Origin of the sequence: Ensifer aridi, from assembly GCF_002078505.1 — a bacterium.
In the GTDB taxonomy this organism is placed as follows: domain Bacteria; phylum Pseudomonadota; class Alphaproteobacteria; order Rhizobiales; family Rhizobiaceae; genus Sinorhizobium; species Sinorhizobium aridi.
In genome coordinates this window covers 303,073-317,303 of sequence record NZ_LUAV01000014.1, presented here as the reverse complement: position 1 = coordinate 317,303, position 14,231 = coordinate 303,073, and the positions used below count along the sequence as shown (strand labels likewise).

The window sequence follows — 14,231 nt, the reverse complement described above, 5'->3', positions numbered from 1 at the left end:
CTCCCGTGATAGACAGCTCGCTCATACGGACTTATCGGAAAGCGCGCTTGATCGCGCTTGCTCGATTGTAGGGACGTAGCGCTGCGCGTCGACAGCAAACTCTCCGGTTCGGCCGCAACAACCAGCCATTGCACTCGCATTTCGGTGATCTATGTTCATCGTCATGGAAACGACCGGCGCTCTTTTTTCGTGGGATCAATGTCGTCTCGATTTCGGTGACGGATCTCGATCGTGCGCGAGAGTTTTACGGGAACGTGCTCGGCTTCGGGCGGCCGGTCTACGACCTTCCAGACGCGGGCTGGATCGAGTTCTCATCGGGTGGAGCGGGCGGAAACGTCGCAGTGGTTCTGGCGGAGAGCGGCTGGGTACCCTCCACCGGGACGACGCTCGTCCTTGACGTCGAGGATTGCCGCGCAGCGGTCGACGAATTGCGTCGCCGTGGGGTCGATTGCGAGGACGCGCAGGTGTTTCCCGGTTTCGTGACCTACGCGAGCTTTTACGATCCTTTCGGCAACCGCCTGCAGATGTGCAGTCCGGCGTAGCGTTCTTGCACTAGCAACAAAGCCATGTGCGGTACCCGCTGCCTTTATCGGGCCCGCCGAGCGTAGGCGGCGAGGAAGATACGGACTGCCGAGGCCACATTCTTTTCGATCCGGTCCGCCGGAACCGTGTCGCACATGCCGAAGAGGCGGCCTTTGAAGATGCCAGCGTTCGACAGTTCGATGAACTGTTTAGCCGCCAGTTCCGTGTCGTCGATTAAGAGCGCGCCTGCCTCCACCTGCCGATCGAGATAGGCTTTCAGCACGGTGTAGCCGTTCTCCGGCGTTGCCGTGAAGAAGCGCTGCGCCAGCCGCGGCATTCGGTCGATGACGCCGAGCACGGTGCGCATGGCGCGGATCGTGTAGTCGGAGGTAATGCTCGTGACCAGCGTTACGCCGAAATCGTGCAACGCCTCCTCGATCGGTGCATCGTCGTTCAGGGACTGCTTGGCGCTGCTGACGATGCGGCTACGCTCGCGTGCGATGAGCGCCTCGAAAAGGTCTTCCTTGTTTTCGAAATAGACATAGAGCGTGCCCTTCGAAACGCCCGCCTCACGGGTGATGTCGTTCATGCTGGCAGCGTCGAAATTGCTGCGCATGAACACGCGCTTGGCGCCTTCGAGGATCTGCTCGCGTTTGACCGGATCCTCGCCGGCGGCGCGCCGCCCCGAAGCTTGCTGTTCCTGGTCCCGCAGGGACTTTTCCTGCCGTGCGCTTTTCTCTGACGTCATGACGCCGGGTGTTTCCAATCCTTCAGATCACGAGATCATAAACGCGATCGATTCCGACAAAAAGCAAGGGGCGCGGGAAGGGGCCGCACATTTTCCCTCGTTTTCATGTATCGAACCGCTTGGTTCGATTTGCTCTTGATATGCGATGCAAAAGGCATTATGTCAAGTGCAATCGAACCGAACGGTTCAGTTCAATTTTAGCGAAAATCGGTGTTCCATGTCCGCTTCCAGCACCTCCAGCGCCGCCCGTGTTCGCCCCGTCGGCGACGATTTCGAAGTAATCGATACTCAGAAGACCACGGCCAAGGACGTCACAGACGAGGCCCCATCCGTTGCCGAAGTCCCGGCTGCCGAGGCTGCGGTCCCGCAGAAGAAACGCCGCAAGCTGATCGTCCCCATCCTGGGCCTGGCGCTCCTCGGAGCCGCCGGCTGGTACGGTTACGACTGGTGGACCAACGGGCGTTTCATGGTCTCCACCGACGACGCCTACATCGAGGGCGACATCGCCACCATCTCGCCTAAGGTTTCCGGCTATGTCGCCAAGGTCGATGTCGTCGCTAACCAGCATGTGAAGGCGGGCGATCCGCTCGTCACGCTCGATCACGGCGATTATCGCATCGCGGCCGAGCAGGCTGAGGCGCAGATCGCGACGCAGAGGCTGGCGCTCAGCCGTTTCGACGCGCAGATTGCCGGCGCCAAGGCGAGCCTCATCCAGGCCGAAGCGCAGAAGAGGGCCTATGAGGCGACCGTGCGCGGCGCGGAACTGACGCAGAAGCGCGCCAGCGACCTTCAGTCCAAGGCCTTCGGAACGGACGCTTCGCGCGATAGCGCCGATGTCGCGCTCGACCAGGCGCGGGCAAATCTCGCCGGTGCCGAGGCCAACATCGCCGCCGCCAAGGCCAACATCACCGTACTCGAGGCGCAGCGGACCGAAGCGGAAAGCACGATCCGCTCGCTGGAGCTCGCGCGTGACAAGGCGAACCGCGATCTCGGCTTCACCGTGCTCAAGGCACCCTATGACGGCGTCATCGGCAATGTCGCGGTTCAGGTCGGCGATCTTGTATCGGCCGGCCAGCGGCTCGCCGCCCTCGTGCCGACCGATCAGCTCTATATCGATGCCAATTTCAAGGAGACACAGATCGCGCATCTCGTGCCAGGCTCCAAGGTCCAGATCCATGTCGACGCCTATGAGGATCATCCGATCGAAGGCACCGTCGCATCGATTTCGCCGGCTTCCGGCTCGGTCTTCTCGCTGCTGCCGGCGGAGAACGCGACCGGCAACTTCACCAAGGTGATCCAGCGTGTACCGGTGCGCATCACGCTTCCGGCCGACGTGCTCGCCGCAGGGCATCTACGTGCGGGTTTGAGCGTCGTTGTCGACGTCGACACCCGTACGGCCCCGGAACAGTCGAAGGTCGCAGAGGCGAAGTAAGCGCGCAGCGAGGAGTGGCGGAAATGGCCGCAACGGCAACAGCGGGCGCGGCTGCGCCGAGCGTACCTCAAGCCGAGGAGCAGATGGACCCGCGGCGGCTCATCGCTTTCTTCGCGATGGTCGTCGGCATGTTCATGGCTATCCTCGACATTCAGATCGTCTCGGCCTCACTTGCCGAAATTCAGGCAGGCCTCTCTGCCGGGTCGGACGAGATCGGCTGGGTTCAGACCTCCTATCTGATCGCCGAGGTCATCATGATCCCGCTGTCGGGGACGCTTGCCCGCATCGTCTCGACGCGGGTGCTCTTCTTCGTCGCCGCCGCCGGCTTCACCGCCGCGAGTGCGCTTGCCGCCACCGCCACCAATATCGAGCAGATGATCGTCTATCGGGCGATCCAGGGCTTCATCGGCGGCGGCATGATCCCGTCGGTCTTTGCCGCGGCCTTCACGATCTTCCCGCCCTCGAAGCGCAACATCGTCTCGCCGATCATCGGCCTCATCGCGACGCTTGCGCCGACCATCGGCCCGACGGTCGGCGGTTATCTCAGCCACGCCTTCTCCTGGCACTGGCTCTTCCTCGTCAACGTCATTCCCGGCATCATCGTCGCGACGCTCGCCTGGACCTTCATCGACTTCGACAAGCCGGAACTCGGGCTGATCAAGAAGTTCGACTGGTGGGGGCTCGTATCCATGGCGATCTTCCTCGGTTCGCTCGAATATGTGCTGGAGGAGGGCAACGCCAACGACTGGTTCAGCGACGAGCACATCGTCATGGGCGCGGTCGCCACGGCACTTGGCGCCGTCGTGTTCTTCTACCGCGCGTTCAAGGTCGAGTTTCCGGTGGTGGATCTCAGGGCCTTCGCCAATCGCAACTTCACTTTCGGTTCGCTGTTCTCCTTCGTGATGGGCATCGGCCTCTACGGCCTCACCTATCTTTATCCGCTCTATCTCGGGCGCATCCGCGGCTACGATTCGCTGATGATCGGCGAGACCATGTTCGTCTCAGGCCTCGCCATGTTCTTGACGGCGCCGGTCGCAGGCTTCCTCGCGGGCCGGGTCGATCCGCGGGTGATGATGACCGTCGGCTTTGCCGGCTTCGCGGCGGGCACCTGGACAATGAGCCAACTGACGGCCGATTGGGATTTCTGGGAACTGCTCGTGCCGCAGATCCTGCGCGGCTGCTCGCTGATGCTCTGCATGGTGCCGATCAACAATATCGCGCTGGGCACGCTGCCGCCGGCGCGCATCCGCAATGCCTCCGGTCTCTACAACCTGACGCGCAATCTCGGCGGCGCCGTTGGTCTCGCGATCATCAACACGATCCTGACGCAGCGCCAGGATTTCCACTACGCGCGGCTTGCCGAGCATGTCCAATGGGGCAATCCGGAGGCGGTGGAGCGGCTCAACAATATGGCCTCGAATTTCACCGCCCACGGCCTCGACGGAACCACGGCCGCCGTCAAGCAACTAGCGGCGATGGTCCAGCAGCAGGCGGTGATCATGTCGTTCATCGACGTTTTCCTGCTGCTGACGGCGCTGTTCCTGTCGATGATCATCGGCGTCATGATGATCAAGAAGCCAGAGGGTGCCGGTCCTGGGGGTGGTGGGCACTAAAGAGTTGGTGCCAGGGATTCTCAGCCCCACATCCGCCTGCGGCGAGAGGGCTAGGGTGACGGGCCGGCTACGCCGCGTGATCGAACGGCACGCTTTACGCGCTCCCAGCGTTGCTGCAAAATCCCGCGTCGTCCGAGCTGACGGAGGCGCGTGGAGGGACCGCGCGGGCGCCGCATGAATGATTATCCTCTCTTTCGCCCATCGCGGCGCATGTTTCTTGCCGGCGCCGGCGGGTTTGGCCTGTCGCTGGTGGTGTTCAGCAAAGGTGCGAAGGCGGCCGCTCCTCCAGTCGATGCCACCTTTCTTTTCTCCTGTGACATCCATGCCTGTCTCATTTCGACGGAGGGGCTCGCGCCGAATTGCGAGGAGGAAGGTAAGACCGATGCGAGCCTCCTGCGCCACGTCGCGGCGCTGAACGCGATTTCCGCGCTTGATTGGCCGGAGACGATCGAAGGCAAGCCGAGCGGTCTTGCGGGGGCCGGTACGAAGATCGGGCGTCCGCTCGGCCTCGTGCTCGGCGGCGACATCACCGACGACGGTGGCGGCCAGGTTCGCGAGCCGCGCGAAGGGCGGCAGTTGCAGCAGTTCCAGAGCCGGTACGAGCAGGCGCCAGGCCCGCATCATATCCACGTTCCCGTCTATGTCGGGCTTGGAAACCATGACCTCGACCAGGACGGTCCGCCGCCCAATGTCGACTGGTACCGGCGGGAATTGCGCGACTACGTCGAACTCACCCATCGCCAGACCGTATTCTACAAGCCGCCGGTGCCGGTCGCGAATTACGATCCGCTATCGGACAGCTATTCCTGGGACTGGGGCGGCCTTCATCTCGTGCAGTTGCAGCGTTTCGGCGGTGATGAGAACAAGGGCGCCGTGAGCGGCCTGCCGTGGCTCAAGCGCGATCTTTCCTCCTTCGCCGTCGACGGCCGGCCGGTCGTGCTTTTCCAGCATTATGGCTGGGACCCGTTTTCGATCGAGGTCTGGGACCCGGCGGCGAAGACCTTCGACGATCAGGGGACGGGCGAGCCGCATTGGTGGAGCGCCGGCGAGCGCCAGGCCCTCCTCGATCACCTGAAAGGATACAATGTCGTCGGCCTCTTCCACGGACACGAGCACGACCGGGTCATGACGTACAGGGTCGGCGACATCGACATCTTCAAGCCCAAGGCCGCGTTTCTCGGCGGTTTCGCGGTCGTCCGCGTGGCCGGCAGCTTCATGGACGTGGCCTTCGGCGAGGCGCAGGACGAGCCCGGCCGCGTCGTCTTCACGCAGGCCTTCAGCAAGCGTTTCGACTGAGACATTTCACCCTTTGCGTGCCCGCTTCGAGATTTTTGATTTACGTACATCAAAAATTCCTCTATGGGGTTTGCCGGGAGGAAGAAATGCGACCGACAGTTCACGATATCGCCGCCGAGGCGGGCGTCAGTCTCGCGACCGTCGACCGGGTCCTGAACAATCGCCCAGGGGTCAGAACCGTCACGCGCCACAAGGTCGAACGGGCGATCGCCACGCTCGGCTATGTGCGCGATGTCGCCGCCGCCAATCTCGCCAAGGGCCGGAGCTACCCCCTTGTCTTCATCCTACCCGCCGGCGAAAACTCGTTCATGCGCGGCCTCGAAGCCGAGGTGAGGGCCGCGATGGCGCGCTCTGCGGCCGAGCGGACGGATATCACCATCCTTTCCGTTCCGGCCTTCGACGCGCCGGCGCTTGCCGCTGCGCTCATGGAAGCGCGCGAACGGCGGCCTGCGGGCGTGGCCGTGGTTGCCGTCGAGGCACCCGAGGTGACGGAGGCGGTGAAGCGGCTGCGCGAAGACCGCATTGCCGTCGTCACGTTGGTTTCCGATTTGCCGGGTTCGGGCCGCGACCATTTCGCCGGCGTCGACAATATTGCGGCCGGGCGGACCGCCGGCAGCCTGATGGGCCGCTTTATCGGCGGCCGCGAGGGCGCGGTGGCGGTGGTCGCGGGTTCCATGCTGGTGCGCGACCATCGCGATCGGCTGGAAGGATTCCGGGCGGTGATGACCGAGGACTTTGCCGGGCGCTGCATCCTGCCGGTGATCGAAGGCCAGGATAATCCGACACTCGTTGAGAAACTCGTAGGCGCACTCCTTGAACGGCAGCCCGACCTTGCCGGCATCTACAGCCTCGGCGCCGGCAATCGCGGTCTTGTCGCCGCACTCGAAAAGGCTGGCAGGGAAAAGACCATTTGCGCGATCGCGCATGAGCTGACGCCGCACAGCCGCGCGGCGCTCGTTTCCGGCACGATCGACGCGCTCCTCAATCAGAATGCGGGCCACGAGGTCAGAAGCGCAATCCGGGTTCTGAAAGCCAAGGCGGATGGCCTGCCGGTTATCTCGGCGCAGGAGCGTATTCGCATCGACATTTTTCTGAAGGACAACCTGCCCCTCGAGCAGGCATAGGAGGACCCATGTATCTCGGACTGGATCTCGGCACGTCCGGCGTCAAGGCCATGCTGATCGATAGCGGGCAGAAGATCGTCGGGTCCGCTTCCGCCGCGCTCGATGTCTCGCGGCCGCATCCCGGCTGGTCGGAGCAGGACCCGGCGGATTGGATTCGCGCCGCCGAGGTGGCGATCAATGGCCTCAAGGAGACGCATGCGCAAGCGCTTGCCGCCGTCCGTGGGATCGGCCTCTCCGGTCAGATGCACGGCGCGACGTTGCTCGACGAGAAGGACGCGGTGCTCCGGCCTTGCATCCTCTGGAACGATACCCGCAGCTTCCGTGAGGCGGCGGCGCTCGACAGCGATCCGCAGTTCCGGGCGCTGACCGGCAATATCGTCTTTCCCGGCTTCACCGCGCCGAAGCTCGCCTGGGTGCGCGAGAACGAGCCGGAAGCTTTCGCCAAGGTGCAGTGGGTGCTCTTGCCGAAGGACTATCTGCGCCTGTGGCTCACCGGCGAGCATATGTCGGAAATGTCGGATTCCGCCGGCACGTCCTGGCTCGACACGGGCAAACGGAAGTGGTCGGAAAATCTGCTGGCGGCGACCCATCTTGACGAGCGGCAGATGCCGACCCTCGTCGAAGGGACCGACGGTGCCGGCACATTGCGCCAGGAACTCGCCGCACGCTGGGGCATGGGTTCCGGCGTCGTCGTTGCCGGCGGCGCCGGCGACAACGCGGCCTCCGCCTGCGGCATGGGCACAGTGGCCGAGGGCCAAGCCTTCGTATCGCTCGGCACATCCGGCGTGCTCTTTGCCGCCAATGCAAGTTATCTTCCCAATCCGGAGAGCGCGGTTCACGCGTTTTGCCACGCGCTGCCCAATACCTGGCACCAGATGGGCGTGATCCTCTCGGCGACGGATGCGCTGAACTGGCATTCGAGTATTACCGGCCGGAGTGCTGCCGATCTCACCAATGAGCTCGGCGACAGCCTCAAGGCGCCGGGTTCGGTGACGTTTCTTCCCTATCTTTCCGGCGAACGCACGCCGCACAACGATGCGGCGATCCGCGGCGTCTTTGCCGGTCTCGGCCACGAAAGCTCCCGCGCTGTCCTGACGCAGGCGGTGCTCGAGGGTGTTTCCTTTGCGATCCGCGACAGTCTTGAGGCCTTGCGCGCCGCCGGAACGAGGCTCACGCGCGTGACGGCCATCGGCGGCGGTTCACGTTCGCGCTACTGGCTGAAATCGATCGCGACCGCGTTGAACCTGCCGGTCGACCTGCCGGCGGATGGCGATTTCGGCGCCGCCTTCGGCGCGGCCCGGCTCGGCTTGATCGCCGCCACCGGGGCTGATCCCGTCGCCGTCTGCACCGCGCCCGAGACGGCCGAGACAATCGCTCCGGAGGCATCGCTCGTGCCGGCTTACGAGGATGCCTATCGGCGTTATCGCCGGCTTTATCCAGCGATCAAGGAAGCGACAATGTAACCAGCCCGCCCAGCCGGTCCGCGCCGGTCGCCGCGAGCGAGAGAATGAAAACGATTACCTTTCCACCTAACGGCCGGCCCGGCGAACGGTACCGGCACCACATTCCATGAGAGGAGACTGTCGTGAGCACGGGATTTTTCGGCGATATCGCCAAGATCAAATATGAGGGGCCGGAAAGCACCAATCCGCTTGCCTTCCGCCACTACAATCCAGACGAGATCGTCCTCGGCAAGCGGATGGATGATCATCTGCGCTTCGCCGTTGCCTATTGGCACACCTTCGTCTGGCCGGGCGGCGATCCCTTCGGCGGACAGACCTTCGAGCGTCCCTGGTTCAAGGATTCGATGGAAGCGGCCAAGCTGAAAGCCGACGTCGCCTTCGAGTTCTTCCAGCTTCTCGGTACGCCGTTCTACTGCTTCCATGACGCCGACGTTCGTCCAGAGGGCCGGAACTTCGCCGAGAATACCAGCAATCTCAACCAGATCGTCGATTACTTCGCCAAGAAGCAGGCGGAGACCGGCGTCAAACTGCTCTGGGGCACGGCGAACCTCTTCTCCAACCGTCGCTACATGGGCGGTGCAGCGACCAATCCGGATCCGGACGTTTTCGCCTTTGCCGCCGCGACGGTGAAGACCTGCATCGACGCGACGCAGCGGCTCGGCGGCGAGAACTACGTGCTCTGGGGCGGGCGCGAAGGCTACGAAACGCTGCTCAACACGGACCTAAAGCGCGAGCTCGACCAGCTCGGCCGCTTCGTCAACTTGGTCGTGGAATACAAGCACAAGATCGGCTTCAAGGGCACGATCCTGATCGAGCCGAAGCCGCAGGAGCCGACCAAGCACCAGTACGACTTCGACGTCGCGACCGTCTATGGGTTCCTCAAGAAGTACGGTCTCGAGAACGAGGTGAAGGTGAATATCGAGCAGGGCCATGCAATCCTTGCTGGCCATTCCTTCGAGCACGAGCTGGCGCTTGCCAATGCGCTCGGCATCTTCGGCTCGATCGACATGAACCGCAACGACTACCAGTCCGGCTGGGATACCGACCAGTTCCCGAACAATGTTCCCGAAATGGCGCTTGCCTATTACCACGTGCTTGCAGGCGGCGGTTTCAAGACCGGCGGCACCAATTTCGACGCGAAGCTCCGCCGCCAGTCGATCGATCCGGAAGACCTCTTGATCGGCCATGTCGGCGGCATGGATTGCTGCGCACGCGGCCTCAAGGCTGCGGCGAAGATGATCGAGGACAAGGCGCTCTCCGCGCCGCTGGAAAAACGCTATGCCGGCTGGAACGTGCCGGAGGCGAAGAAGATGCTCGAGGGCGGCTTCTCGCTTGACGAGATCGAGGCCTGGGTGCGCAAGGCCGATCTCAATCCGCAGCCGAAATCCGGCAAGCAGGAACTGCTGGAGAACATCGTAAACCGCTACGTCTGATGGCGGCATCGGCCGGAAACGGACGGGCGGCCTCGCACGACCCGACGCCCTTCCGCCGTTTCCGGAACTTATTCGCGGCTCCTGTTTCGGCGCCTGCGGATGCAATAAATCCTCTTCGCAGTGGGGCAGAAGCGGATTGCCCCTTGCGGAGAATCTGCTAGCTTCTCGCTCCTGCAACGTTGCAGGTTTATGAGTTATCACGAGTTTGCGGAGCGAGGCGGTTAGAGATCATCAGTCGACCGGCGTGCCGGTTTCTTAGACAGTGATTCACCAGGGAGGAAATTTGCATGAAGACGATCAAAGGACCGGGGCTCTTTCTTGCGCAATTCGCCGGCGATGCGGCGCCGTTCAACTCGTGGGACACCATCACCAAATGGGCGGCGGATTGCGGCTACAAGGGCGTGCAGGTCCCAAGCTGGGACGGCCGGCTCTTCGACCTCAAGAAGGCTGCCGAATCGAAGACCTATTGCGAGGAGATCTCCGGCAAGGCACGCGAGAACGGCGTGGAGATAACCGAGCTCTCGACCCACCTGCAGGGACAGCTCGTTGCCGTACATCCGGCCTATGACGAGGCTTTCGACGGCTTCGCCGCACCGGAAGTGCGCGGCAATCCGAAGGCGAGGCAGCAATGGGCAGTGGAACAGGTGAAGTTGGCGCTGACGGCGTCGAAGAACCTCGGGCTCAATGCGATGGCGAGCTTCTCCGGCGCGCTCGCCTGGCCCTTCGTCTATCCTTGGCCGCAGCGTCCGGGGGGGCTGGTGGAAACCGCTTTCGACGAACTCGCCCGTCGATGGAAGCCGATCCTCGACCACGCGGAGGACTGCGGCGTCGATGTCTGCTACGAGATCCATCCGGGCGAGGACCTGCACGACGGCATCACCTATGAGATGTTCCTCGAGCGCACCGGCAATCACGCCCGCGCCTGCATGCTTTACGATCCGTCGCATTACGTACTGCAGTGCCTCGACTATCTCGAGAATATCGACATCTACAAGGACCGCATCCGGATGTTCCACGTCAAGGACGCGGAGTTCAACCCGACCGGACGGCAGGGCGTCTATAGCGGCTATCAGAGTTGGGTGAACCGCGCCGGCCGGTTCCGCTCGCTTGGCGATGGACAGGTCGATTTCGGGGCGGTGTTCTCGAAGATGGCGGCGAATGATTTTTCCGGCTGGGCGGTGGTCGAGTGGGAATGCTGCCTGAAGCATCCGGAAGACGGCGCGCGCGAGGGGGCCGAGCTCGTCAAGGCCCATATCATCCGCGTCACCGAGAAGGCCTTCGACGATTTCGCCGACAGCGGCACCGACGAGGCGGCGAACCGACGGATGCTGGGGATCTAGCTCGGGATCTAATTGTCTGCCCCTCACCCTAACCCTCTCCCCGCAAGCGGGAGAGGGGATCCACCCCGCTCTCCCGCTGCGACAAGAGGCGGCGTCGCCACGAGTCCTTTCTCCCGCCTCGGGGAGAAGGTGGCGGCAGCGGGATGAGGGGCAATTCCACGCCAAACACTTCAGGAGAGGAAAACACGATGGCAATAGAGGGAAGCAGTACGGAAACGCGTCAACAGCGCATCCGTCTCGGCATGGTGGGCGGCGGCTCGGGTGCCTTCATCGGGGCGGTGCACCGGATCGCGGCACGGCTCGACGACCACTATGAGCTCGTCGCCGGCGCTTTGTCGTCGACGGCAGAGAAGGCGCAAGCATCGGGCCGCGAGCTCGGGCTCGATCCGGCGCGCGTCTATTCGGATTTCAAGGAAATGGCGATCCGCGAAGCTAAGCTCAAGAACGGCATCGAGGCGGTGGCGATTGTGACGCCGAACCATGTGCACTACGCCGCCGCCAAGGAATTTTTGAAGCGCGGCATCCACGTCATCTGCGACAAGCCGCTGACTTCGACGCTTGCCGATGCGAACAAGCTCAAGAAGGCCGCGGAGGAAAGCGATGCGCTCTTCGTGCTGACGCACAACTATACAGGCTATCCGATGGTGCGGCAGGCGCGTGAAATGATCGCCAGCGGCGACATAGGCGCGGTCCGCCTCGTGCAGATGGAATATCCGCAGGACTGGCTGACCGAGAACATCGAACAGTCCGGGCAGAAGCAGGCGTCGTGGCGGACGGACCCGGCCCGCTCCGGCGCGGGCGGCTCGACCGGCGATATCGGGACGCACGCTTACAACCTCGGCTGCTTCGTCTCCGGCCTCGAACTGGACGAGCTCTCCGCCGACCTCGACAGCTTCGTCAGCGGTCGTCAGCTCGACGACAACGCGCATGTGATGCTGCGCTTCAAGGAGAAGGACGGCGCACGCGCCAAGGGCATGCTCTGGTGCAGCCAGGTGGCGCCCGGCAACGAGAACGGCCTGATGCTGCGCGTCTATGGCACCAAGGGCGGCCTGGAATGGACGCAGAAGGATCCGAACTACCTCTGGTACACGCCCTTCGGCGAGCCGAAGCGCCTGCTGACGCGCGCCGGCGCCGGGGCCTCGCCGGCGGCGGCTCGCGTTTCGCGCATCCCCTCCGGCCACCCCGAAGGTTACCTCGAAGGCTTCGCGAACATCTACTCGGAGGCTGCGCGGGCGATCTACGCCAAGCGCAACGGCGAGAAAGTTGACCCTGCTGTCACATATCCGACGATCGACGATGGCATGAAGGGCATGATCTTCGTCGATGCCTGTGTGCGCTCCTCCAAGCGCAACGGTGCCTGGATCAAGGTCTGAGCCGGGTCGATACCTCCGGGGGAGGGCGACGCGCGCGTCGCCCTCTTTGTTGGGGTTGACATTTGTCGCCGCGGCCTTAGGCCACGCTCACGAACGAGAGCCGGCACTGTGTGCTTCCGGTTCCCTACAATCAGATGCAGCGGCATCCGTGCGCCGACTGCGCAGAAGACGAGGGCTCACTGATGATCGAAGCCAAGAAACTGGCAGAGCGCTTCCCCGGCGATTTTGTTTTCGGCGTTGCCACCGCATCCTTCCAGATCGAGGGCGCCAGCAAGGCGGATGGGCGCAAGCCGTCGATCTGGGACGCCTTCTCCAACATGCCGGGCCGTGTTTACGAGCGCCACAACGGCGACGTCGCCTGCGACCACTACAACCGGCTGGAACAGGATCTCGACCTCATCAAGAATCTCGGAGTCGAGGCCTACCGCTTCTCGATCGCCTGGCCGCGCATCATTCCGGAGGGCACGGGGCCGATCAACGAGAAGGGGCTCGACTTCTACGACCGTCTCGTTGACGGCCTGAAGGCCCGCGGCATCAAGGCCTTCGCGACCCTGTACCACTGGGATCTGCCGCTGGCGCTGATGGGTGATGGCGGCTGGACGGCTCGTACGACCGCCTATGCGTTTCAGCGCTATGCGAAGACGGTCATCGCCCGCCTGGGCGATCGGCTCGATGCGGTCGCGACCTTCAACGAGCCCTGGTGCTCGGTCTGGCTCGGCCATCTTTACGGCGTCCATGCGCCGGGTGAGCGCAACATGGATGCGGCGCTCGCCGCGCTCCACTTCACCAATCTCGCTCATGGCCTCGGCGTCGAGGCGATCCGCTCGGAGCGGGCGGACCTGCCGACAGGCATCGTCATCAATGCCCACTCGGTCTATCCCGGCAGCAACGGTGCCAAGGACAAGGCCGCCGCCGAACGGGCCTTCGATTTCCACAACGGCGTCTTCTTCAGCCCGATCTTCAAGGGTGAGTATCCGGAAGGCTTCCTTTCGGCGCTCGGGTCCCGCATGCCGCTCATCGAGGACGGCGACATGGCGACGATCGCCCAACCGCTCGACTGGTGGGGCCTCAACTATTACACGCCGATGCGGGTCTCGCACGATGCGGCCGCGGGTGCCGAATATCCGGCGACGATCAACGCCAAGCCCGTCAGCGACGTGAAGACGGATATCGGCTGGGAAGTCTACGCGCCGGCTCTTGGCACATTGGTCGAGACGCTGAACGCCGGCTACAAACTTCCCGATTGCTATATCACCGAGAACGGCGCCTGCTACAACATGGGCGTCGAGAACGGCGTCGTCGACGACCAGCCGCGGCTTGACTACATCTCCGATCATCTCTCGGTGACCGCGGACCTCATCGCCAAGGGCTATCCGATGCGCGGCTATTTCGCCTGGAGCCTCATGGACAATTTCGAATGGGCGGAAGGCTACAGGATGCGCTTCGGCATCGTGCATGTCGACTATGAAACGCAGGTCCGCACCATCAAGAAGAGCGGCCACTGGTACAAGGAACTGGCGGAGCAATTCCCCAAGGGCAATCACAAGCCGGCCTGAAGCAGACGCTTCTCCGAGTGCGACCGTTCTGCATAAAAAGAGTAGACTTTTTTGCTGAACACCGCGGCTTCGAAAAAACGTACCTGTGAAACCGGACTCTCGGCGGCGATAAGAAGCACATGTTGCGCGGCATGCCTGCCATGCCGCAGATGCGTTGAACCGATCGGTTGTCCGATGATAGAAAGTTGCTCCCCGTTCCGAATGCGTTGTCGAGTGTCGGTTTGACAGACAGCGTTCCCGTCCCGGCAGCGCGCTTGGGCCAGAGTTTCGAACATCCGAGAGCATCATGTATCCTTCCATCGCTCAGATCCCTCTTTCGGGGGCGACCGGA

12 protein-coding genes are annotated in these 14,231 nt (G+C 63.1%); 10 read left to right on the top strand and 2 right to left on the bottom strand.

Features of this window, described 5'->3' with window-relative positions:
• Positions 1-215: 215 nt before the first annotated feature.
• Complete coding sequence (locus AYK65_RS14735; RefSeq protein WP_234706511.1) at positions 216-542, top strand: VOC family protein; 327 nt, start codon at positions 216-218, stop codon at positions 540-542.
• A gap of 44 nt (positions 543-586) precedes the next feature.
• Here the strand turns inward: AYK65_RS14735 and AYK65_RS14730 are convergent, their stop codons facing one another.
• Positions 587-1,270: a TetR/AcrR family transcriptional regulator gene (locus AYK65_RS14730; protein ID WP_046116544.1), complete on the bottom strand. Its 684-nt coding sequence runs from the start codon at positions 1,268-1,270 to the stop codon at positions 587-589.
• Positions 1,271-1,487: 217 nt separating this feature from the next.
• Here AYK65_RS14730 and AYK65_RS14725 point away from each other — a divergent pair, with 217 nt between their 5' ends.
• The 9 genes from AYK65_RS14725 (at position 1,488) to AYK65_RS14685 (ending at position 13,900) form a co-directional block, all read left to right on the top strand.
• A complete protein-coding gene (locus AYK65_RS14725) occupies positions 1,488-2,702 on the top strand; it encodes an HlyD family secretion protein (RefSeq protein ID WP_081158842.1) in 1,215 nt (404 codons plus the stop codon).
• Positions 2,703-2,725: 23 nt separating this feature from the next.
• Positions 2,726-4,315, top strand: coding sequence for a DHA2 family efflux MFS transporter permease subunit (locus AYK65_RS14720; RefSeq protein WP_046116542.1), 1,590 nt, complete (start codon positions 2,726-2,728; stop codon positions 4,313-4,315).
• 210 nt (positions 4,316-4,525) lie between these two features.
• Entirely contained in the window at positions 4,526-5,611 is a 1,086-nt protein-coding gene (locus AYK65_RS14715) for a metallophosphoesterase (protein WP_026616143.1), read from the top strand.
• 86 nt (positions 5,612-5,697) lie between these two features.
• Positions 5,698-6,735 (top strand): LacI family DNA-binding transcriptional regulator, encoded by a 1,038-nt coding sequence (locus AYK65_RS14710; protein WP_046116541.1) that lies wholly within the window; start codon positions 5,698-5,700, stop codon positions 6,733-6,735.
• Between the two features lie 8 nt (positions 6,736-6,743).
• Positions 6,744-8,198 carry a xylulokinase gene (gene xylB / locus AYK65_RS14705; RefSeq protein WP_081158840.1) on the top strand — a complete coding sequence of 485 codons (1,455 nt, stop codon included), beginning with the start codon at positions 6,744-6,746 and terminating at the stop codon, positions 8,196-8,198.
• A gap of 122 nt (positions 8,199-8,320) precedes the next feature.
• Entirely contained in the window at positions 8,321-9,631 is a 1,311-nt protein-coding gene (gene xylA / locus AYK65_RS14700) for a xylose isomerase (RefSeq protein ID WP_081158839.1), read from the top strand.
• 287 nt (positions 9,632-9,918) lie between these two features.
• On the top strand, positions 9,919-10,971 hold the full coding sequence (locus tag AYK65_RS14695; RefSeq protein WP_081158837.1) for a sugar phosphate isomerase/epimerase family protein: 1,053 nt from the start codon (positions 9,919-9,921) through the stop codon (positions 10,969-10,971).
• A gap of 188 nt (positions 10,972-11,159) precedes the next feature.
• Positions 11,160-12,344: a Gfo/Idh/MocA family protein gene (locus tag AYK65_RS14690; protein WP_026616148.1), complete on the top strand. Its 1,185-nt coding sequence runs from the start codon at positions 11,160-11,162 to the stop codon at positions 12,342-12,344.
• Positions 12,345-12,526: 182 nt separating this feature from the next.
• On the top strand, positions 12,527-13,900 hold the full coding sequence (locus AYK65_RS14685) for a GH1 family beta-glucosidase (protein ID WP_081158892.1): 1,374 nt from the start codon (positions 12,527-12,529) through the stop codon (positions 13,898-13,900).
• Here AYK65_RS14685 and AYK65_RS14680 read toward each other — a convergent pair.
• Positions 13,885-14,175, bottom strand: a complete 291-nt coding sequence (locus AYK65_RS14680; RefSeq protein WP_026616150.1) for a hypothetical protein — start codon at positions 14,173-14,175, stop codon at positions 13,885-13,887. The two genes, AYK65_RS14685 and AYK65_RS14680, sit on opposite strands and share 16 nt — an antisense overlap.
• Between the last annotated feature and the right edge of the window lie 56 nt (positions 14,176-14,231).